Raw genomic sequence first — 18,812 nt, 5'->3', positions numbered from 1 at the left:
AGTTTACTTTGACGCATTCATTGACCTTGCTACAATTCATATCTGGATTAACAAACTATTATTAGTGGGATAGGTTCTTATTTTATTATCAAGGTTCGGTGTTTTGTCAATCAGTTTATTTTGCGAGAATGGTAAGCTGTGATCGCTAATTCTTTCGCTTTCTCTTGTGGACTACCTCGAATTGGCTGTTTTGACTCCTCTATAACAATTCCAGCTTTAGCAGCTGACGAGTGAATATTTGCCATCAATCTGCCGTAACTCCACCGATGGACGCTAACTCGGTACTGTTTAGCATACTTTTGTTGAACTTCTATTAAGTCTGATTTTTGTTCAGCTTTGGCTTGAACCTCACTTTGAACTTGTTCTCGCATATTGTCCAAGTTAGGTAGAACAATACTTCCAGCAGAGTATGTTTGGGCGATCGCAATAATCTCTTTCGCTAGTAATCTGTCAATATACTCCCCTAACTCCGATTCTCCAAACTGATTTGGTGCAGCAAGCGTTTGAGCTATTTGGCGTTGGTGGGATAAAAAATGTTTTTGCTGTCGCTGTCGATTTAGTAGTTTGTAATTATCACCCAGTAGTTGTCTGATGCTGTGATAGGTAATTACTTGACCTGTAGTGCCATCTACTACCGCTAGCGTTGCAGGCTTTTCTAAGCCGAGGCTAATACCAACAAGAATATGAGATTGTCCTTTATATAAAGGTTTCGTGGGGCGAGGAAAAGGGTTATTAATTGTGTCTAAAGTAGAGTTTTGCCGTTTTATATGGGCTTGCTGTTCTTCATTAAGCTTGCCTTTGGCTTTTGTATTGGTGATAATTTTAGCGATTTTTTCGGCTTTTTTTTCCCTTACTTGATTGGTTCCTTCAATCGTCCATAGGCGGGTATCTACAGAACAGTAGAGGTTTACACGATTAACATTCCAAGGATCGCCTTTGCCTTCCTCTTCTTGCCAAGCAAGACGCCCACTACGCAGGGTGAATAGGCTACTAGAGTGCTGGTTTTTGCTATTTTTCTTAATTTGTTGATCTTCTAGAAAGCGTTGAAACCAGTGAAGGTGGCGAGAATCACAATACACTTGAAAACTATGCTCACTCAAACCGTTGAATTTTACACAGATGCGCCCAAACTGGTTTTTAAACCAAGTCATGTCTTCGTTGCTTTCGTAAGCTACCGGGAAAGGTACTTTGCTAGATTGCCTTAAAAGGCTGTCTTGCCAAAATTTTGCCTCGGCTTCATTTGTTGGAACGTTATGAGTGGCAACAATAATAGTTTCTAACCATTTGGTATCGGTTAAATCTCGACCTTTGGGAATTCGTGTTTCTAGCTGTTCTCTAAGGCGTTCAATCTGAATTTCAAGTTTACGGCGACGTTGAGCAAATTTTTTAGCGTCTTCCTCTTTCTCGTTGATTTTGCAACCATTTTTGAGTAAATAGCTGATAGCACAACGAGTCAAGTTATCTTCTGTCTTGGGATAGGACTCAAATAAATTCTTTGATAAACTCTTGCTATCTGAATTTTGAGATTTTTTGCGCTTTTTAGCTTTTTTCCCATTTGTTGATTGAGTTTCAGCAGTATTGAGGAAAGCAAATTGAGCCAAAATTTCAGCAGCTTTAGTGCGAAGACTATCTAAGCTGACACCACTACTTTCTACCAATTCAACATCACTGTTGAGCATTTCCAACCAGCGAATTTTGCCTTCTAGTTGGAACTGCGATCGCTTCATTAGCGCCAACCATGATTTATATATGTAGTTCACCAATGCGATCGCACTCGCGTAAAACCGCCCAGGCTGACCAATAAAGCGAGGGTCAGTTTTCAAAGGTTCGCAGAGTTCTTTGACAATACTAGTGGGGTGTTTGCCCTTTTGTCGCCAACTCTCAAACTCTGGGTGTTGGCTTACCTGACGTAGTAATTCATTAATCAGTGGCGTATTTAACTCCGCCATCAACTCCCATAGTTTCTGGCGTGATGACTCTGAGGCTACAAGACGACACTGAATAGTGATTTGGCTCATCGCTTTAAAACAATATTGTCTAATACTAACATATTTGTATTAAACAAGTCTTCTGTAAAATAAATTGTATGCAGGAGACATTTTTTACAAGCAAGGAAGCGGCTGAAATCACAGGCTGTACCCTTCGTCAGCTACAGTATTGGCGAGAGAGAGGGGTGATTGTTCCTGTAATAAGTGATACTGGGACAGGACGTAGTATTTATTACTCCAAGTCAAATTTGCTGGAACTGGCTGCAATGTCATATTGGCTATCTGTGGGGTTAAGTTTTGACATAGCCAGCACTACGCTCAAAAAGCTGAAAGACCAAGAACCGGAGTTATTTATTTCAGGTAAAGGTAAGCGGTTTATGTTGTTGTCCCAAGCGCAGGAGCGATCGCTTGAGCTTGTGGAGTTTGACAGAAAAAAGGCGATCGCATCTTTGGATGCAGGTAAACCTGTAATTCCGGTGTGGTTGGACGTGATTTATCAGCAGTTGTGTCAAAAGTTGGATAAAAATTAAGGCTCTTATTACAAAGCAGACACCACAGTACTTTAAACTGTTACAACTATTGCGATGCGATCGCCTTCTGTACTGGCAACATGAATCACACGACACACAACACTATTGTTAACTTCATCTGGAATATTGCTGATGATGTATTAAGAGATGTCTATGTACGCGGCAAGTACCGAGATGTAATTCTGCCAATGACGGTACTGCGGCGTTTGGATTGCTTACTGGAACCAACTAAGGAAAAGGTTCTTGAGCGTTACAAGGTGCTGGAAGAAGAAAAGTTTGGGCAGAATGCTGTAGCACAACAGCTTCCCAGAATATCTGGCTATGTATTTTATAATACTTCCAAATTTACATTTAAAACTTTATTATTGAGATTACAGCTTACTCTGACGAGGATGCTTATACCATTTTTGAAACGATGAATGACCGGGGGCTATCTCTTACACCTACGGATATGCTCAAAGGCTTTTTGCTGGCGAATATCAGTGATGAAGCTAAAAAGGTTCAGGCGAATCAGCTTTGGAAAAAGCGGGTAAGTGAATTGATAGAGTTGGGTAAAGATGAAGAAGCCGATGCCATTAAAACTTGGCTTCGCAGTCAGTACGCCCAGACGATTCGAGAACGTAAAAAAGGTGCTGTTCCTGGTGATTTTGACCGCATCAGTACAGAGTTTCACCGTTGGGTACGCGATCATAAACCGGACATCGGACTCAACAAAAGTGCTGATTTTGTGCGCTTCATAGAGCGAGATTTTGCATTTTATAGCCGCCAATACTTACAGTTGCGGGAAGCATCGATTTCCTTGAAATCAGGGTTAGAGGAAGTTTTTTACAATGCCCAGCACGGTTTTACCCTTCAATATCCCTTGCTGCTTGCGCCTCTAAATGCTGATGATGACCCAGGTATGATTAACCAAAAGATTCGTTTAGTGGCAAGTTTTCTCGATATTCTGCTGGCTCGGAGGTTATGGAACTTCCGAACCATTACTTACAACACGATGCAGTATGCCATGTTTGTGGTTATGCGGGATATTCGGGGGAAAGCACCTACTGAACTTGTAAAAATTCTGCGTCAGAAGTTAGATGCAGAACCAGAAATGTTTGCTTCTAATGAACGACTGCTACTGCATCAGCAAAACTACAATGCTATTTACCAATTTCTTGCTCGGATAACAGACCACATAGAAACGCAATCGGGAATATCATCACGTTATAGCGAATATATTGCCACAGGAAAAAATCGATATGAGATAGAGCATATTTGGGCTAATAAACCCCAGCGTCACTCAGATGAGTTTTCCAGCAATGCAGATTTCTACGAGTATCGTAACCGTATTGGGGGACTATTGCTGCTGCCGAAGTCATTTAATGCAAGTTATGGTGAATTGCCTTATGCTGAAAAATTACCTCATTACTACGGTCAGAATCTTTTAGCTAAATCTCTCAATTCTCAATGTTACGACCATAATCCCGGTTTCTTAGGGTATAAGGGACGCTCTGGGCTACCGTTTCAACCGCATAAGGAGTTTAAAAAAGCTGATTTGGATGCGCGGCAAAAGCTTAATCAAAAGATTGCTGAAGAAATTTGGAATCCAGAGCGTTTAAACAAGGTGGTTGAGTCGTAATTTTATTGAGGAGGTTGTAGGATGAAGCGTTATCTAAAGTATAAGGATTCGGGTGTAGAGTGGTTGGGAGAAATTCCTGAACATTGGGAACTCCTCAAAATTAAATATGTGGCAAAAATATTAAGGGGAAAATTTACACATAGACCGAGGAATGATTCTCGGATGTATGATGGTAAATACCCATTTATCCAAACGGGTGATGTAACATCCGCTCGAAAGTACATAACAGAATATAATCAAACTTTGAATGAGGAAGGTTTTGCTGTTAGCAAGCAATTTCCAATTGGAACTCTAGTAATGACCATTGCTGCCAATGTAGGAGATATAGCAATTTTAAATATTGAAGCTTGTTTTCCTGATAGTATTGTTGGTTTTGTACCAAAACATTTTATTGAACTTGATTATATTTATAATCTTTTTGTTTCCATGCGACAGGAGTTTTTAAGAATAGCTCCTATAAATACACAGCTTAATTTAAATGTTGAACGCATAGGAGCATTATGGGCAGTAGTTCCTCGGCTAGATGAACAAAAAGTTATCGCTCGTTTCCTCGACCGCAAATTAGAACAAATAAACCACTTCATCACCAACAAGCAAAGGCTTATCGAATTACTCAAAGAGCAGAAAACTGCGATCGTTAACCGTGCAGTTACCAAGGGACTCAACCCTCATGCACCTATGAAACCTTCTGGTATTGAGTGGTTAGGGGGAATTCCAGCGCATTGGGAGATTATTAAATTAGGGAGACAATGCAATGTCACAAAGCTAACGGGGTTTGAATATACAAAATTATGGAAGACAGATCAAAATGGTGAAATAATTGCACTTCGGGGTTTAAACATAAAAAATAATCGCCTTATTCTTGATGATGTAGAAAGAATATCAGTAGAACTTTCAAATCAATTAAGACGTTCCAAACTTTTTGCTAGAGATATTGTTTTTCCATGTACTGGAACATTAGGGCATGGTGCATTAATTGAACAGGATAATAAATATCATATTAATCAAAACATTGCAAAAATAACGCCTATTGAGGATATAAATCCGAACTTTCTACTATATATGTTGTGTTGTAGTAGTATGCAGTACCAAATTAATCGGTTAAATTTTTCTGGTCTTCAACCAGTTTTACTTATTGGAACTATTAGAAATCTTATTCTTCAAATTCCGCCAATAGTTGAACAAAATCAGATTGTCAATTGGCTTAATACCACTACTGCCAAAATCGACCTTGCGATCGCCAAAATAGAAAAAGAGATAAAACTAATCCAAGAATACCGCACCACCTTAATTTCTGACGCTGTAACGGGAAAAATAGATGTACGCGAAACATCCGCAGTTGAACCCACCCTTACAGCCGCAGCAATTTAGCCATGACCACAACTGACACCTCAGAAAAAGGCTTAGAAGCCCTCATAGAAAAAAGCCTACTCACAGAAGCAGGTTACATCAAAAGTCTATCTGGGGACTATGACCGCAACTACTGCTTAGATAAAACTCAACTGCTGCAATTTCTCCGTAAAACGCAACCCACCCAAGTCACCAGACTAGAAACCAGCTACGGCAACCGGTTTGAAGAAAGGCTGTTTCAACGCATCTTCGACCAAATCCAAACCAGAGGTATTGTTGATGTTATCCGCAACGGCATCAAAGCCGGAGAAGTCAGCCTCACTCTCTACTACAAGCTACCCTCATCCCAACTTAACCCCCAAGCCATCCAACACTACAACGAAAATATCTTCTCCGTCACTCGCCAACTATACTTTAGCAACGATCACAAGAAGCGATCGCTGGATATGGGGATTTTCATCAACGGCTTACCCCTCATTACCTTTGAACTAAAAAACAACCTTACTACACAAAATGTCCAAGATGCCATAAAGCAGTATAAAACTGACCGTGACCCCAAAGAACCCCTGTTTAACTTTGCGCGTTGTTTAGTTCATTTCGCTGTTGATGATGAGTTAGTCTATATGACTACCGAACTCAAGGGACAACAAACAGTTTTTCTTCCCTTCAACAAAGGTCAAAAATCTGAACCACACTTACTTTTCCCCGACAGTACAGGGAATTCCATCAACCCCAACGGACTAAAAACCGATTACCTGTGGAAAGAAATTTTCAGCAAAACCAGCCTCAGCAACATCATTGAAAAGTATGCCCAACTGGTAGAAGAGAAAGACGAAGCAAAACAGAAGAAACGCAAGCTAATTTTCCCTCGTTACCACCAACTCGACCTAGTACGAAAACTCCTTGCCGATGCCAAAACCAATGGTGTAGGACAGCATTATCTAATTCAACATTCCGCAGGTTCAGGTAAAAGTAACTCCATTAGCTGGCTGAGTCACCAACTCGTAGAACTTACCGACACTAGCGACACAAACCCCATATTTGACTCCATTATTGTAGTTACAGACCGCCAAGTTTTAGATAGACAAATCCGCGATAACATCAAACAGTTTGCCCAAGTCAAAGGCGTAGTTGAAGCCATCACCCAAGGTAGTAAGCAACTAAAAGAGGCGCTAGAAGAAGGCAAAAAAATTATTATAACTACCGTTTTTAAATTTGCCTATGTTGTTCGGGAAATCCAGTCATTAAGCAATAAAAAATTTGCCATTATCATTGACGAAGCCCACTCCAGCCAAAGTCGTAGCAGCGCCGCCAAAATGAGCGCAGCCCTAAATAAAGAAGCAGGTGAGGAAGAAGAAACCACCGAAGATAAAATTCTCCGCATTATTGAAGAACAAAAACTTTCTCCCAACGCAAGCTATTTTGCCTTCACAGCCACACCCAAAAATAAAACATTAGAAGCTTTTGGTGTTCAGAATCCAGCCGATGACAAGTATTATCCCTTCCATAACTATTCCATGAAACAGGCAATAGAGGAAGAATTTATCCTTGATGTGCTGGAAAACTATACCACATTTACAAGTTACTGTAAGCTTCATAAAAAGATTGAATACGACCCTCAATTTGATACTAAACGGGCAAAGAAAAAGCTCAAGCAGTACGTAGAGGGACACCCCCACGCTATCCGCAAAAAAGCAGAAATTATGATTGACCATTTCATGCAAGACGTGATTGGTCAACTCAAAATTAATGGACAAGCAAAGGCAATGGTAGTCACCAATGGTATTGTCAGCGCCATTCGCTATAAACTTGCCTTCGATGCCTATCTACAGGAAATTAACGCACCTTACAAAACTATTGTTGCATTTACTGGCAGCAAAGAAGTTGGCGGAAAAAAAGAGGATGAGTCCTCAATGAATGGCTTTCCAGGGAATGACATTCCCAAAGAATTCAAAAAAAGTGAGTATCGATTCCTGATAGTAGCTGATAAATATCAGACCGGATTTGATCAACCGCTATTGCACACGATGTATGTAGATAAAACCCTAGCTGATATCAAAGCGGTTCAAACCTTATCTCGCCTCAACCGTGCTTACAAGCCAGATAAAAAAGATACATTTATTCTAGATTTTGTCAACTCAGCCGATGCAATTAAAGAAGCTTTTGACCCATTTTATAAGACAACAATCCTCAGCGAAGAAACAGACATAGACCGCCTCAACGACTTGCAAGATGCGCTTGACGGGTTCCAAGTTTATTCTAAAGAACAGGTCAACGAGTTAATGAACCGCTTCATCAATGGTGCAGAACGTGACCAATTAGACCCCATTCTCGATGAATGCAAGCAAAATTTTATCAGCGAATTAGACGAAGAACAACAAATAGACTTTAAGAAAAAAGGCAAATTTTTTGTCCGCAATTATCAATTCCTTGTCCAAATTAATCCTTTCCGTAATCCCTACTGGGAAAGCCTGAAAACCTTTCTCAAATTCCTACTAGCCAAACTTCCCAACCTTAACGACACCGATTTATCCAAAGGTATTCTAGAAAGTGTTGATATCGACAGCTACCGCATAGAAAGACAAACAACTCTGGCCATACAGCTTGAAGGTGGGGCAGAAATAGCACCCACACCCCCAGATGCTCCTGGTAGCAGATATGAAGCGCAATTAGACGTACTCAGTAATATTATTCAAGATTTTAACGATCGCTTCGGCAATATTCAGTGGACAGAAAAAGATAAGGTGTGGCGATTCCTGTTTGAAGAATTACCCGCCGAAGTCAGCAAAGACGAAGAATATCAGAACGCCAAGAAATACTCAGATCGGCAAAACGCCAGAATCACCTTTGAGAAAAAGCTGGTTGATAAGTTTCAGGAATTCATCTTCGACCATACAGAAGCATACCGTAAATTTACTGAAGACCCTGAATTTAAAGCATGGTTAGCCAATACCCTGTTCGATAATGATTACGACCAAGGTGCAGCATAAGGCGAACACTCACTATTTTAGGAACTAAGAATAAATGTGCCTTTGTATACTATAGTATTTTCTATACATAAATTTAAGCTATAAAAATAATTATGCTTGTACTTATATAAAAAAGTACTTTCAACTATACTGAGGTCAGTTTTCTGAGCAGTTTAATCCTGATATCGAAATTTGTAGAGGAAAAATGACCTTTAGCCTAAAGAGACATTCCTGTTATTTACATCAACAAAGCCAAGTTATATGGCAGGGTGAACAAATTATTGATGCAGATGAATTTGAGAGCTACTTGAGAGGAAGAGTTTACAATCGCCTGACAGATGCAGAAAATCGAGAGCCTTGTGTTGCAGAATTAACAGCATTGGCTACAACTGGTATGGAATCTGACTTCTTAGCAAAATTCTTGGTTTCAGAGCCTGTTCCAGAACCGTGGGCAGTAGGCGAAGCCATAGCAGAATGTCTACTTGCAGATATACAGAATGTGGTTTGGCCTTGGAACGCTGAACGAGACAAACGCACTCCGAAAGCTAGTTTGCCAGGTGCTGACTTAGTAGGTTTCTTTATAGAGGGAAATGATGTTTAAATTCTTAAATCAAGAGGTTCAGTAATATTATTGGCAGGAAAAGTTACACATACTTGGAGCTTGGCAAATAATTTTAAGCATGAAAGTAATTACTTAACCGTTATACCTGAGAATATTAAGATAGTACAAAGATTTTTATTAGAAGAATTTGGTGAAGAATTTCCACTAATTAGCCTCTTGGAATATGGCATAGGTGTTCATCTCTCTGGTCTTTCAGATGAAGTTAAGATGTTGATGGAATGGTTATTTGAGAATAGTAATATACAAATTCTTGTGGCAACAACTACTATTGCACAAGGAGTTAATTTTCCAGTGGCTAATATTGTTTTAGCAAGTCACCAATATCCGTTTGGTAAAGATATGCCACCAGAAGATTTTTGGAATCTGGCAGGACGTGCAGGGCGTGTAAATCAAGGAAGTGTAGGAATTATTGCTTTAGCAGCAAAAGATCAAGAAAAAGCTGAACAATTAAAAAAATTTGTGAATAAGAATGTAGAATCCCTAAATTCTACTCTGGTGCATATGGTGCAACAAGCTATTGAACAGTGGGGGGATCTGAATTTACATCTACTGTATAAACAGCCTGAGTGGTCTTCTTTCCTGCAATACCTTGCTCATACTTATCGACAGATTGGTAATCATGAGAAGTTCGTTACTACAGTTGAACAGGTTTTACGGGGAACTCTTGGTTTTCAAGACCTTCGCCGTAATAATCCAAAAGCAGCGACTGATTTAGTAAACGGAGTCAGACGTTACGCAGAGAAAATTTCTGGTCGCCCACTTAGTTTAGTCGATAATACAGGATTTTCTTGGGAAAGCGTTAGCAAAACTCTTAGTCGATTGAAGAAAGAACGTATTTCTCAAGAAATCTGGGATGCAGATAATCTATTTATACAGGATAGCGGTTCTTTACAGAAAATACTGTTAATTCTTCAAGATATACCTGAATTGAGTAAAAATCTAGAACAAATATCTGGAACAGGAGGTGTAAACCAAAGCTCTTTGGCAAACATGATTACTGATTGGGTTAACGGAGCAAGTCTTAAAGAAATAGCACAAGAATATTTCACTACTAATGTAGGAGGTAAAACAGTAAAATTTACAGAGGCTATAACTAATTGTTGTCAAAAGCTCTTTAAGCTCAATCAGACAGTTTCATGGGGTTTATCCGCTCTTCAAACTCTAACATTCAAAGAAGAAGAATTTGACCTTCTTCCACAAGCAGAGCAAAAAACCTTACGTAATCTACCTGCTCGTGTATTTTACGGTGTTAACTCTGATGATGCAATTACTCTCAGACTTTTAGGTGTACCCCGAAAAGCTGCTCAACCATTGGCAAAACAACTTGGAGAACGGTTATTCAACCAAGATTTACCTCTATCAAGATTGAGAAATGAATTAGCGAAAGTAGATGCTATAGATTGGACACAAGCTATGGGGCAAGTTGGGCAAGACTATTATACAATCTGGAAGATTCTTGAAGGTAATGAATAGGTAGTTTTTAGTTACTCAAAATTACACTACAGGTAGGATACCCCAACAGCAAACGTAATTGGTAGCGACCGCATCATTAAGAATTAGCTAGTAATGCAAGATTATCACAGCAAATCACTCGACACAAATGTAATCGCTTACTACGCTAGTGCTGAAAGTAATCGCTCCCCATATCCTAAATCGGCTTCTGAGACTTCACCATTTCCTCAAACGCCAGAAAACATCTGTGACACAACTATTCACCCACAACGCAGGAACTTTAAACCTTGCCCGACAGTTTGGACACTCTGAAAGCAAACTTAATCTGTGGCGATCGCACCCCTGTATGACCTTCACCTGCCATTCAATCTTATGACATGGTGACTCGGTATAACAAGCAGCGCATAACCGAATCGGCTCCATTTTCATTCCTACCCCAGCAGGTGGTAACATCTGCGCTAACCCGACATCAACCTCCACAACCTTAGCCAATGCTTCCAACTGCTGGCCAGATGGTGGGGGATTAAACCGAAACTTTTCCCATCGTGCGATCGCCTCACTTCCCCTTACCAGGCGGCAAAATCGTTCCATCCGTCTGCGCTTGTTTAATAGCTCGTTTCAGAATTAACACTGCCATTTGCGACAAAGAACGTTCCTCTGCATCCGCCAGTTGTTGCAGAGCTTCTTTGTCTTCTTCTTCCATGTAAATACTCAATGTTACTTTTCCCATGTGACTATTATCAGCTTCTCTATGTGTTTTTATATTAAATCACTAAAAACAAATAAATTTAAATAGAAACACATAAAATTTATGTATAATTACTGATAAGTCAAAAGCCAGCGCGCAACTTTCTCAGGGCTGACGCACTGGCTTCTGGCTCCTTCTCACAGGAGACATATTCCATGTTAAGACCCAATACAGTTCAGTTAAGCATTTCTTTCTTCTCTCAGTGCCCTCTGTGGTTCGTTAAAAAAATTGACTTTGACAAAGAGTTTTAGCCTTAACTGAACCGTATTGTGTTAAGACCTGTTTGCCACAAAACAGATGAACACAGAAGTTATCTACAAGCTTTAGATGACTTCGGTATTGCTGAACTATTGGCGAAACTCAACAACTATTGTGAACAGCGAGAACAACAAACTTTAGCAGCGTTGTTGATTTCCCAATTAACTCAGAGTCTTGATGCTGAATTAATTGCTAGTTATTTGAGTGCGATCGCGCTCAATCGCCACGATTTACTCCCAAGATTAATTAACCAGAAATTTTCTGCGAGTTCAGTTGATTTACCCGACGACTTTGCGAACACAGCAAAAACACCCCGCTTTTTGTATGGCGACAAATTGCGTTGGATTGGTTCTGACACCGATTGGGGAACTTCGATCGGTAGATTTTATAGCTTTGCTCCCCATCTTTGCTGCTGGACTTGGTGCTACCTAATTTGGTTGAGCAAAGATAGCCTCAGTGCTGCTTGGATATCTGCTGATATTGCTTGGGAAGAGGATTTAGAGCCACTAGAAGCGGAGCCAATGCTATGACTAATCCGCGTCCCTTACAGGCACGAGAGCAAAGTCTAATTGACCTTTACAGCCACTGTCAATTAGGAATGACACCCAAGAATTTTTATGCCAAATGGGATGTTAATCATGAGGCGATCGCTCGTATTTGCTCTCGTTCACTTTCAACTGTCCGGCGTTGGTTTTCCAAGGGTCGCAATTACCGCAGTCCCATGCCCAGTGATTTACGCCATCTTGCCCTGATGGACTTCCTGCTAGAACGCTTCGAGGAAATTCCCGAAGAATTTTTGAAGATACTCTGTTCTCTCACAGGACATCAGTAGGAATCGAAAAGTCAACAAATTGCAATGTCATCCTGACATTTTTTTACCAGCCACTCTCACAGTAGGGTGGCTTTAATCTTGTAAAGATTTGAGCCACATTTGTTAACTCCAATTCACTAGCTAAATCATAGATTTTATGACCTATATTGAAAAGCTAAATCCTTGGTGTATAGTCCGCCATTTTCCTAATATGCAACACCAGATAGTTGCTCGTTTTCGTCGTCGTGGTGATGCAAAGGCTCATTCACAAGTTCTGCGCCGACTAATACCAAATGCAACTTTCTCAATCATGTTCAATCCAGCAGTCGAGCAAGCAGAACAAATTACCCCATGATTTTAATATTCTGGAAGTCAGTTAAATTCTAGCGAGTCTCTTTCAGAGGTGCTTTGGTAGCGTATTTTAATCAAATATTATTTATTTCAGACAACAAGCAATTACATCAAGGATATTTTTAGTCCTTAATGTCTTGCTTTCCCCTAACAGCATTAACTTCAAAACATATCCCCTGTTGACTTATTATAAAATAAAGGCTACCAAGAGGGGATTATATGTTGATTACCCTTACAAAAGTGTTATTGAATTGCGCGGTTTTGTTAGTCAACAATACTTCTGGCAATCTACCATCTCATCAAAAGTCATAGCTGAATGTCCAGGATTAGGAATAAGTTCTTATTCAAATTCAGCCATGTTTAATTTCACTACCTAAGTTATGCTTTTTAAAGCCTAACTTTGCAAGTAGATATCTAAGTCTTGCTCATTAAATATAACTGGTTGAACAGATAGCCCTGATTCCCATCTTTGGAGCCTTGTCTGGTTTCCTTGTGTAGCATCAAGCTGTTGATTGTAAATATCAACAATGTAGCGAACTAGCCGTAAGTTTAGTTCCTGCAAAGTCAGAGAAGCTTCTTCCTCTGCTGTATCTAGACTGGACTGAGCCTGAATGTTAGAACTTATATATCCAGGTAAAGCAGCCATAAACTCCGTATTAATCCTCCGAAAAATACGTTCTGCAAATCCACCTTGACTGAAGTGGTTATCGCGCAGACGGTAATTAATACCTAACTGCAAATAAATCTGTTCTAAGCGTTGAGAGCGAAAATCTCTGCTAGCATCACCGCAAAGAATTCCAGGAACACCATACGTTACCCATTCGCGATTAAGTTGATATTCTTCTCCATACTGCTTTGGCAAAATAGCATGACGTAATGCTAAGGCAATAGAATGAGAACTAGGTCTATCAAAGCCTAGATGAAAGCCCATAATACAGCGAGAATAACTGTCTGTAATCAACGTTAAATAAGGAAGAGTTACAGATTCACCATGTTGGTCTACCAGTAGGATATCTAACTTACTAGAGTCACATTGCCAAACTTGATTGCTATGGTCTACATCGACAGTTTGCCTTTCAAAAGTTTTATGGCTCATAATTTTTCTCCATTCTAAATTACCTACGGTTGTTCACCTTTAAGTAGGCGAAAAGTAGCGGCATTATAGTACAGAAATGTACTAATTAGTACATAAATACTATGTAAATAGAACTTACCACTTTTGAAATAAAAAATCAATAATTACTTCATAAAAAAGCAAAAACTGATTATTTTTCATGCTTATAAATAAGTTTTTGAAAGATAATCATCTCCTCAAAAGGCAGAAAACAACGCTGACACCAATTATCTGCCCACAAAGATGGAACTTTGAACCTTGCCCCACAGTTGGGGCATTCTGACAACAAGGTTAATTTATGGCTCGTGCATCCTTGCGTTACCCTAAGCTGCCATTCCATCTTGTGACATGGCGACTCAGCATAACAAGCAGCACATAACCGAATTGGCTCAATTTTCATACCCACTCCAGCAGGTGGTAACATTTGTGCTAACCTATCGGCATCAAGCCCCACAACCTTAGCCAAAGCCTCCAACTGCTGGCGAGAAGGAGGGGGATTAAACCGAAACTTTTCCCATCGAGCGATCGCACCCGCAAGTCCTGCGGCTTTACCTAACCCAGTAGGGGTTAAATCATTTGCCCGTCGAAAACGTCCTAAAAAGTGACTCAGGCTTTCTCCTTGATATGGTAGAACTCTAAACAGCCAAGGCTTAATATTTTCCACTTCCATCACTTGTACTCAGCAGCTACTTCCTTCAAAGTTTCCAAGTCAATTTTTTGCAGTCCCTTTTTTAAAGCCCGGATTGCAGTCTCTCGGAGAATCATATCCATCAAACCGATATAACCTCCAGTTGCTTCCCCTAACGTCTTCAACATCGTCTTACTGGAAAGGTTGGAAGCAACTGGCAATCTCAGTATTTGTTTCTCCCAAATATCCACCGTTCGCTTAAAATCTTCCCCTGACATCTTTCCAAAACGGTGACAAGACCGAAAACGGTTGTAAACCTGCTCATCCCGCTTAATCACTGCATCTAAGCGATCAGTTCCTACCAAAATCACTGCTATTTCCAACCTGTCAAAAATATCACGCACTTCGGCAAAAGTTTTCGGCTTAAAACGGTCAGCTTCATCAATAATCAACATCTCTACCCCGCAACCTTTAAGAACCCGCAGTGTTCTATCTCGAATTTCTGCCACTGTTCCTTTAGTTACTTGATATTTCAAATGCTCCATAATTACCCCAAAGAATTCCTTCGCACCGCACTCTTGGGGAATTTGGATATAAGCCACAGGTACAGTTGGGGGTTTTCCTGCAACTTGAGAGGGTTTATTCCTAAGCCTATAGGCATCACAACCCATTGTTTTTCCCGTTCTTGACTCACCTACCACACGCCCAGATTGTCTTGATTGGCGCTTTCCTTCCAACCAATCATGGAGAATTTGCACTTGTTCAAGTGGGACAAAACCTTTACGATTTAATCGTTGAATCTCCGCCTGTAATTTTTCACTATTAACGGGAATATCACCCAATTGTTGGGCAACTGCTTGGGCTTGTTTTGAAGTCATTTTCTAAAATCCGTAATCTTCACGCATTTGTTCATAATCAAAAACTTCCGGCATCTCTGGCTCAGATTCGCTATCAATAAATACCGCCTCTACTGATTCTTCTGGCTCAACAGGTATAAGTTGTTTAGATTTTTTGACCTCAGCCTGTTCTACTTTCTGACGCTCTTTTTTGGTTTTCTTTTGAGTTTGGAATGTTTCGCGTTCTCTAACTTCAGCCAAAATTGAGCGATTGCTCACAGCCTTACCCGCTTCTCTGACCTTGCGGCTACTAGCTTTTGCTTCATCTAGAGATAGTTCTTCTGTCTCCAAATCTTGAGCATAAGCACGAGCAATAAATACCTCTTTATCCCCTTCTATGCAATAAACCAAAATCGTTGTGATGTCTCTAGGGTCATATCGCAACACAACACTTTCCCCCGCATAACCCGCTAAGAGTTCACCTCTATACATCAAGTTTTCAAATTGCAGATATCCTCCGCGTTGAATTTGTCGCCGTGTTTGCTTCATTAAGCAAATATCCAAATCTCTCTCGGAAAGTAAATCAGGTGTCGCAATTAAACCAGATTCCCAGCGTTGAAATCTTGTCTGGTCGCCCATTCGAGCATCAAGTCGCTGGTTATAGTTATCAACGATGTAACGCACCAACATTTGCTCTAACTGCCGCAACGTTAAGCAAGCTTCTTTCTCCGCTTCCTCTGGTCGCTCTTGAACGTTTGAACCTGTATATCCTTGTAAAGTTGAGAATAATTCTGTATTTAGAGTTTTAAACGGACGCTCAACACTACCACCTTCAGATGGGCGATCGCGTAAATGACAAACAAACCCTAACTGCACTCCTATTTGCTGTAAATGGTTGGAACGAAAATCTTTACCCGCATCTGTATAAAAGTGTTGCGGCAAACCAGAAGTACCCCATTCTTCATGAAGTCCATATTCTGAACCATATTGCTTGGGCAAAATTGCATGACGTAACGCCAAAGCTACAACTTGAGAACTTGGTGGATCGTAGCCCAAGTTAATCCCCATAATGCAGCGCGAATAACTATCAATAACTGTTGTTAACCAAGGACGACTAAGAATTTTGCCATGCTGGTCTACTAATAAAACATCAACAAGGGTGTGGTCGCACTGCCAAACTTGGTTACTGTATTCTATTTGTAAATCTTTTCCATCACGGGTTTTAACTGATAAGCGCGAACCACGCCAACCCGGACTGCGAATACTTTTAGCTTGCTCAATTTTATCTATTAACGGTTGCAAAATTCGGTAAACCGTCATGTGGGAAGGAGGCTTAACTCCCAGTTCATCAGCTCTAGCCTTAGCTTTGATAAATACCTGCTGGCGAGTCATCCTTTTACTTCCCTTATTACCCTCCTTATAAGTTTTCAATACAAACTCTTGCCAGTCTTCATCAACTCGATGCTTCCCTTTATCCACCCGTTGATTTTGCGCCAGTCCAGCCAAACCTTCGTGTTCCCATGTATCTACTAGCCGTCGCACTGTACGTACTGACTTACCAAGCTTTTCTGCTGCTTCCTTGAGCTTTTGAGTATATGTAGTGCGATCGCTATTTTCTAAAAGATTTTGAATCACCTCCATTTTCAGCAAAGCTTCATCTGAAAGTTTAGAAACTATAACGTTTGCTTCAGCAAGATCGTTGTTAACATCTGCGGAGCTTGCCCAAGTCGTAGAGGTTGTAGAAGATTCTGCATTTTCCATACAGTGTTTTATCAAAACATAGTTGTATTATACTATTTAAATGACAAATAATTTGTTAATTTATGAAAAGTCATCACTTTACCAGGTTTCTGGAGATTGACAATTAAATTGTGAAATATCTGGTATTTGACATCTAATTAGTGAATACTGGCTTGGATGAGTATAACTGTCTTAAATAGGAAAAACCCTGATATAATCATTGTTATGTCAGGGTTTTAGGTATTTAGAACGCTGTGACAATATTTTGTTAAATTGACAAATAATTAGTTAATGTACATTAGCTTTACAAGACTAACGAAAAAATCGAGAGGTCATTTTCTCTCATGGGATAAACCTAATTTACCCTATGAGAAAGAATGGCAACGGATAGTCTGGAATACAAAAATTAGTCTACGTATGTGGTGATTGATATAACACTATACTAGAGATTTTGTTTTCTCATTCAGTCTCTCACCTTTATTACCTACCCCAAAATTGTTTTAGAAAATCAAACAATGGGGCATTTGTTGGAGAGAATTCCTAAAGTAGAGGTAGAGGCTAAATCTTCCCTATTAGCAGCAGATGGGTTTGATGCAACTAGGATTTTTGTGGAGCGCAATTAATTATGACTGCTTTAACCTTACAATTACCTTCTAATCTGCAATTTACTGATGAGGAATTTGCACAGATTGTCGCTGTGAATAAAGAATTACGACTAGAGTTAACTGCTGAAGGGGAATTAATTATCATGTCACCTACTGGGGGAGAAACGGGAAACCGTAATTTTGAACTGTATCTTGATTTAGGAGTTTGGAACAGACAGAATAAACTCGGAAAAGCTTTTGATTCTTCTACTGGGTTTAAATTACCAAATGGGGCAACTCGTTCACCTGATGCTTCTTGGATAAGAATAGAAAGATGGGATGCTCTTATCCCAGAACAAAGAAAGAAATTTCTCCCTTTGTGTCCTGATTTAGCAGTGGAATTAGTTTCTGAAACTGATGATGTGGAAGATACTAAAGCCAAAATGGAGGAATACTTAGCAAATGGTTTACAACTGGGTTGGTTAATTAATCCTAAAGATAAACACGTAATAATTTATCGCCCAAATCTTGCACCGGAAGTTTTACAATCTCCCACAAGTTTATCGGGTGAAGATGTTCTCCCTGGTTTTGTTTTAAATTTGCAGCAGATTTTTGTATAGATGACTGATTATCTTAATTTTATTTCTACAATCACTGAACGTTTTTAAATTCGCTTAAACCATCCACACTCTCTTTAAAGACCAAACCAGATTCGACATCGCCGCAAATGCTGAGTGTAAGAACTTTAGAAAAGTGAGAATCTTTTTTGATTGGCGATCGCACTTCTTTAGCAAAAAAATCAACTAACTTAAAACCAATATGGTTTTTCAGTACACTAACGCATTTGTCACCATAGCATCGGTTAATTTTGAGAAGTTAGTTAATTTCTATACCAAATTGCTGGAGCAAAAGCCAGTTATTTTGATTCTAAATGTCTATGCTGAGTTTAATTTAGTTAGTATGCGATTAGGTATTTTTAAACCAAAGAAGACAAACGAATCGGAATTTGAAGCGATTGCAAAAAGTAAGATAAGTTTGTGTTTAGAGGTGAGTAACTTAGAAGATGCGATCGCTCACCTAACTACTTTGGGCTATCCTCCACCAGGAGACATTTCTATTGCTTCCCACGGGAGAGAAATATATGCTTATGACCCTGATGGCAATCGTCTGATTTTACATCAAGCCATAGTGAATGATAATTGATAAGTGA

Annotated in this window: 19 protein-coding genes; 12 read left to right on the top strand and 7 right to left on the bottom strand. The window is 39.8% G+C overall.

Annotated features, from left to right (window positions below):
• Positions 1-110: 110 nt before the first annotated feature.
• Positions 111-2,018, bottom strand: a complete 1,908-nt coding sequence (gene cas12k, locus HWQ43_RS27960) for a type V CRISPR-associated protein Cas12k (RefSeq protein WP_292739721.1) — start codon at positions 2,016-2,018, stop codon at positions 111-113.
• A gap of 68 nt (positions 2,019-2,086) precedes the next feature.
• Between cas12k and HWQ43_RS27955 the strand changes: the two genes are divergently transcribed.
• The 7 genes from HWQ43_RS27955 (at position 2,087) to HWQ43_RS27925 (ending at position 10,553) form a co-directional block, all read left to right on the top strand.
• The gene (locus HWQ43_RS27955) at positions 2,087-2,518 is read left to right on the top strand and encodes a MerR family transcriptional regulator (protein WP_292739719.1); all 432 of its coding nucleotides are present in this window, start codon (positions 2,087-2,089) and stop codon (positions 2,516-2,518) included.
• 80 nt (positions 2,519-2,598) lie between these two features.
• Positions 2,599-2,937, top strand: a complete 339-nt coding sequence (locus HWQ43_RS27950; RefSeq protein ID WP_292739718.1) for a type I restriction-modification system subunit M N-terminal domain-containing protein — start codon at positions 2,599-2,601, stop codon at positions 2,935-2,937.
• Positions 2,934-4,139, top strand: a complete 1,206-nt coding sequence (locus HWQ43_RS27945; RefSeq protein WP_292739716.1) for a DUF1524 domain-containing protein — start codon at positions 2,934-2,936, stop codon at positions 4,137-4,139. Before HWQ43_RS27950 ends, HWQ43_RS27945 begins: the two co-directional genes overlap by 4 nt.
• 21 nt (positions 4,140-4,160) lie before the next feature.
• Positions 4,161-5,510, top strand: coding sequence for a restriction endonuclease subunit S (locus tag HWQ43_RS27940; protein ID WP_292739713.1), 1,350 nt, complete (start codon positions 4,161-4,163; stop codon positions 5,508-5,510).
• Between the two features lie 2 nt (positions 5,511-5,512).
• Entirely contained in the window at positions 5,513-8,479 is a 2,967-nt protein-coding gene (locus HWQ43_RS27935) for a type I restriction endonuclease (protein ID WP_292739711.1), read from the top strand.
• A gap of 184 nt (positions 8,480-8,663) precedes the next feature.
• Positions 8,664-9,059, top strand: coding sequence for a hypothetical protein (locus HWQ43_RS27930; protein WP_292739709.1), 396 nt, complete (start codon positions 8,664-8,666; stop codon positions 9,057-9,059).
• A 60-nt stretch (positions 9,060-9,119) separates the two neighbouring features.
• Positions 9,120-10,553 carry a helicase-related protein gene (locus tag HWQ43_RS27925; RefSeq protein WP_292739707.1) on the top strand — a complete coding sequence of 478 codons (1,434 nt, stop codon included), beginning with the start codon at positions 9,120-9,122 and terminating at the stop codon, positions 10,551-10,553.
• A gap of 195 nt (positions 10,554-10,748) precedes the next feature.
• Here the strand turns inward: HWQ43_RS27925 and HWQ43_RS27920 are convergent, their stop codons facing one another.
• A complete protein-coding gene (locus tag HWQ43_RS27920) occupies positions 10,749-11,123 on the bottom strand; it encodes a TniQ family protein (protein WP_292739705.1) in 375 nt (124 codons plus the stop codon).
• Positions 11,089-11,262 (bottom strand): ribbon-helix-helix protein, CopG family, encoded by a 174-nt coding sequence (locus HWQ43_RS27915; RefSeq protein ID WP_292739703.1) that lies wholly within the window; start codon positions 11,260-11,262, stop codon positions 11,089-11,091. Before HWQ43_RS27915 ends, HWQ43_RS27920 begins: the two co-directional genes overlap by 35 nt.
• A gap of 287 nt (positions 11,263-11,549) precedes the next feature.
• Between HWQ43_RS27915 and HWQ43_RS27910 the strand changes: the two genes are divergently transcribed.
• The 3 genes from HWQ43_RS27910 (at position 11,550) to HWQ43_RS27900 (ending at position 12,704) form a co-directional block, all read left to right on the top strand.
• A complete protein-coding gene (locus HWQ43_RS27910; protein ID WP_292739701.1) occupies positions 11,550-12,068 on the top strand; it encodes a hypothetical protein in 519 nt (172 codons plus the stop codon).
• Positions 12,065-12,370: a helix-turn-helix domain-containing protein gene (locus tag HWQ43_RS27905; RefSeq protein WP_292739699.1), complete on the top strand. Its 306-nt coding sequence runs from the start codon at positions 12,065-12,067 to the stop codon at positions 12,368-12,370. Before HWQ43_RS27910 ends, HWQ43_RS27905 begins: the two co-directional genes overlap by 4 nt.
• Positions 12,371-12,506: 136 nt before the next feature.
• Positions 12,507-12,704 (top strand): hypothetical protein, encoded by a 198-nt coding sequence (locus HWQ43_RS27900; RefSeq protein ID WP_292739697.1) that lies wholly within the window; start codon positions 12,507-12,509, stop codon positions 12,702-12,704.
• Between the two features lie 390 nt (positions 12,705-13,094).
• Here the strand turns inward: HWQ43_RS27900 and HWQ43_RS27895 are convergent, their stop codons facing one another.
• The 4 genes from HWQ43_RS27895 to HWQ43_RS27880 form a co-directional block, all read right to left on the bottom strand.
• Positions 13,095-13,796 (bottom strand): hypothetical protein, encoded by a 702-nt coding sequence (locus HWQ43_RS27895; protein WP_292739695.1) that lies wholly within the window; start codon positions 13,794-13,796, stop codon positions 13,095-13,097.
• 169 nt (positions 13,797-13,965) lie between these two features.
• Positions 13,966-14,484, bottom strand: a complete 519-nt coding sequence (locus HWQ43_RS27890) for a TniQ family protein (protein WP_292739693.1) — start codon at positions 14,482-14,484, stop codon at positions 13,966-13,968.
• The gene (locus HWQ43_RS27885) at positions 14,484-15,320 is read right to left on the bottom strand and encodes a TniB family NTP-binding protein (protein ID WP_292739691.1); all 837 of its coding nucleotides are present in this window, start codon (positions 15,318-15,320) and stop codon (positions 14,484-14,486) included. The genes HWQ43_RS27890 and HWQ43_RS27885 overlap by 1 nt, the downstream gene beginning before the upstream one ends.
• A 3-nt stretch (positions 15,321-15,323) precedes the next feature.
• Complete coding sequence (locus HWQ43_RS27880; RefSeq protein WP_292739688.1) at positions 15,324-17,039, bottom strand: Mu transposase C-terminal domain-containing protein; 1,716 nt, start codon at positions 17,037-17,039, stop codon at positions 15,324-15,326.
• 604 nt (positions 17,040-17,643) lie between these two features.
• Between HWQ43_RS27880 and HWQ43_RS27875 the strand changes: the two genes are divergently transcribed.
• Together HWQ43_RS27875 and HWQ43_RS27870 are read left to right on the top strand one after the other, a co-directional pair.
• Positions 17,644-18,222 (top strand): Uma2 family endonuclease, encoded by a 579-nt coding sequence (locus tag HWQ43_RS27875; protein ID WP_292739686.1) that lies wholly within the window; start codon positions 17,644-17,646, stop codon positions 18,220-18,222.
• 199 nt (positions 18,223-18,421) lie between these two features.
• Positions 18,422-18,805 (top strand): VOC family protein, encoded by a 384-nt coding sequence (locus HWQ43_RS27870; RefSeq protein WP_292739684.1) that lies wholly within the window; start codon positions 18,422-18,424, stop codon positions 18,803-18,805.
• The last annotated feature ends 7 nt before the right edge of the window (positions 18,806-18,812 follow it).

Source organism: Nostoc sp. JL31, from assembly GCF_017114965.1.
GTDB classification, from domain to species: Bacteria; Cyanobacteriota; Cyanobacteriia; order Cyanobacteriales; family Nostocaceae; genus Nostoc; species Nostoc punctiforme_A.
The sequence above is the reverse complement of the archived record's forward strand: the minus strand, read 5'-3'. Positions and strand labels throughout refer to the sequence as shown.

What these genes read in the sequence shown, in the direction of transcription:
- cas12k (WP_292739721.1), bottom strand. Translation starts at nt 2,018, where the DNA reads ATGAGCCAAATCACTATTCAGTGTCGTCTTGTAGCCTCAGAGTCATCA.
- HWQ43_RS27955 (WP_292739719.1), top strand. Translation starts at nt 2,087, where the DNA reads ATGCAGGAGACATTTTTTACAAGCAAGGAAGCGGCTGAAATCACAGGC.
- HWQ43_RS27950 (WP_292739718.1), top strand. Translation starts at nt 2,599, where the DNA reads ATGAATCACACGACACACAACACTATTGTTAACTTCATCTGGAATATT.
- HWQ43_RS27945 (WP_292739716.1), top strand. Translation starts at nt 2,934, where the DNA reads ATGAATGACCGGGGGCTATCTCTTACACCTACGGATATGCTCAAAGGC.
- HWQ43_RS27940 (WP_292739713.1), top strand. Translation starts at nt 4,161, where the DNA reads ATGAAGCGTTATCTAAAGTATAAGGATTCGGGTGTAGAGTGGTTGGGA.
- HWQ43_RS27935 (WP_292739711.1), top strand. Translation starts at nt 5,513, where the DNA reads ATGACCACAACTGACACCTCAGAAAAAGGCTTAGAAGCCCTCATAGAA.
- HWQ43_RS27930 (WP_292739709.1), top strand. Translation starts at nt 8,664, where the DNA reads ATGACCTTTAGCCTAAAGAGACATTCCTGTTATTTACATCAACAAAGC.
- HWQ43_RS27920 (WP_292739705.1), bottom strand. Translation starts at nt 11,123, where the DNA reads ATGGAACGATTTTGCCGCCTGGTAAGGGGAAGTGAGGCGATCGCACGA.
- HWQ43_RS27915 (WP_292739703.1), bottom strand. Translation starts at nt 11,262, where the DNA reads ATGGGAAAAGTAACATTGAGTATTTACATGGAAGAAGAAGACAAAGAA.
- HWQ43_RS27905 (WP_292739699.1), top strand. Translation starts at nt 12,065, where the DNA reads ATGACTAATCCGCGTCCCTTACAGGCACGAGAGCAAAGTCTAATTGAC.
- HWQ43_RS27900 (WP_292739697.1), top strand. Translation starts at nt 12,507, where the DNA reads ATGACCTATATTGAAAAGCTAAATCCTTGGTGTATAGTCCGCCATTTT.
- HWQ43_RS27895 (WP_292739695.1), bottom strand. Translation starts at nt 13,796, where the DNA reads ATGAGCCATAAAACTTTTGAAAGGCAAACTGTCGATGTAGACCATAGC.
- HWQ43_RS27890 (WP_292739693.1), bottom strand. Translation starts at nt 14,484, where the DNA reads ATGGAAGTGGAAAATATTAAGCCTTGGCTGTTTAGAGTTCTACCATAT.
- HWQ43_RS27885 (WP_292739691.1), bottom strand. Translation starts at nt 15,320, where the DNA reads ATGACTTCAAAACAAGCCCAAGCAGTTGCCCAACAATTGGGTGATATT.
- HWQ43_RS27880 (WP_292739688.1), bottom strand. Translation starts at nt 17,039, where the DNA reads ATGGAAAATGCAGAATCTTCTACAACCTCTACGACTTGGGCAAGCTCC.
- HWQ43_RS27875 (WP_292739686.1), top strand. Translation starts at nt 17,644, where the DNA reads ATGACTGCTTTAACCTTACAATTACCTTCTAATCTGCAATTTACTGAT.
- HWQ43_RS27870 (WP_292739684.1), top strand. Translation starts at nt 18,422, where the DNA reads ATGGTTTTTCAGTACACTAACGCATTTGTCACCATAGCATCGGTTAAT.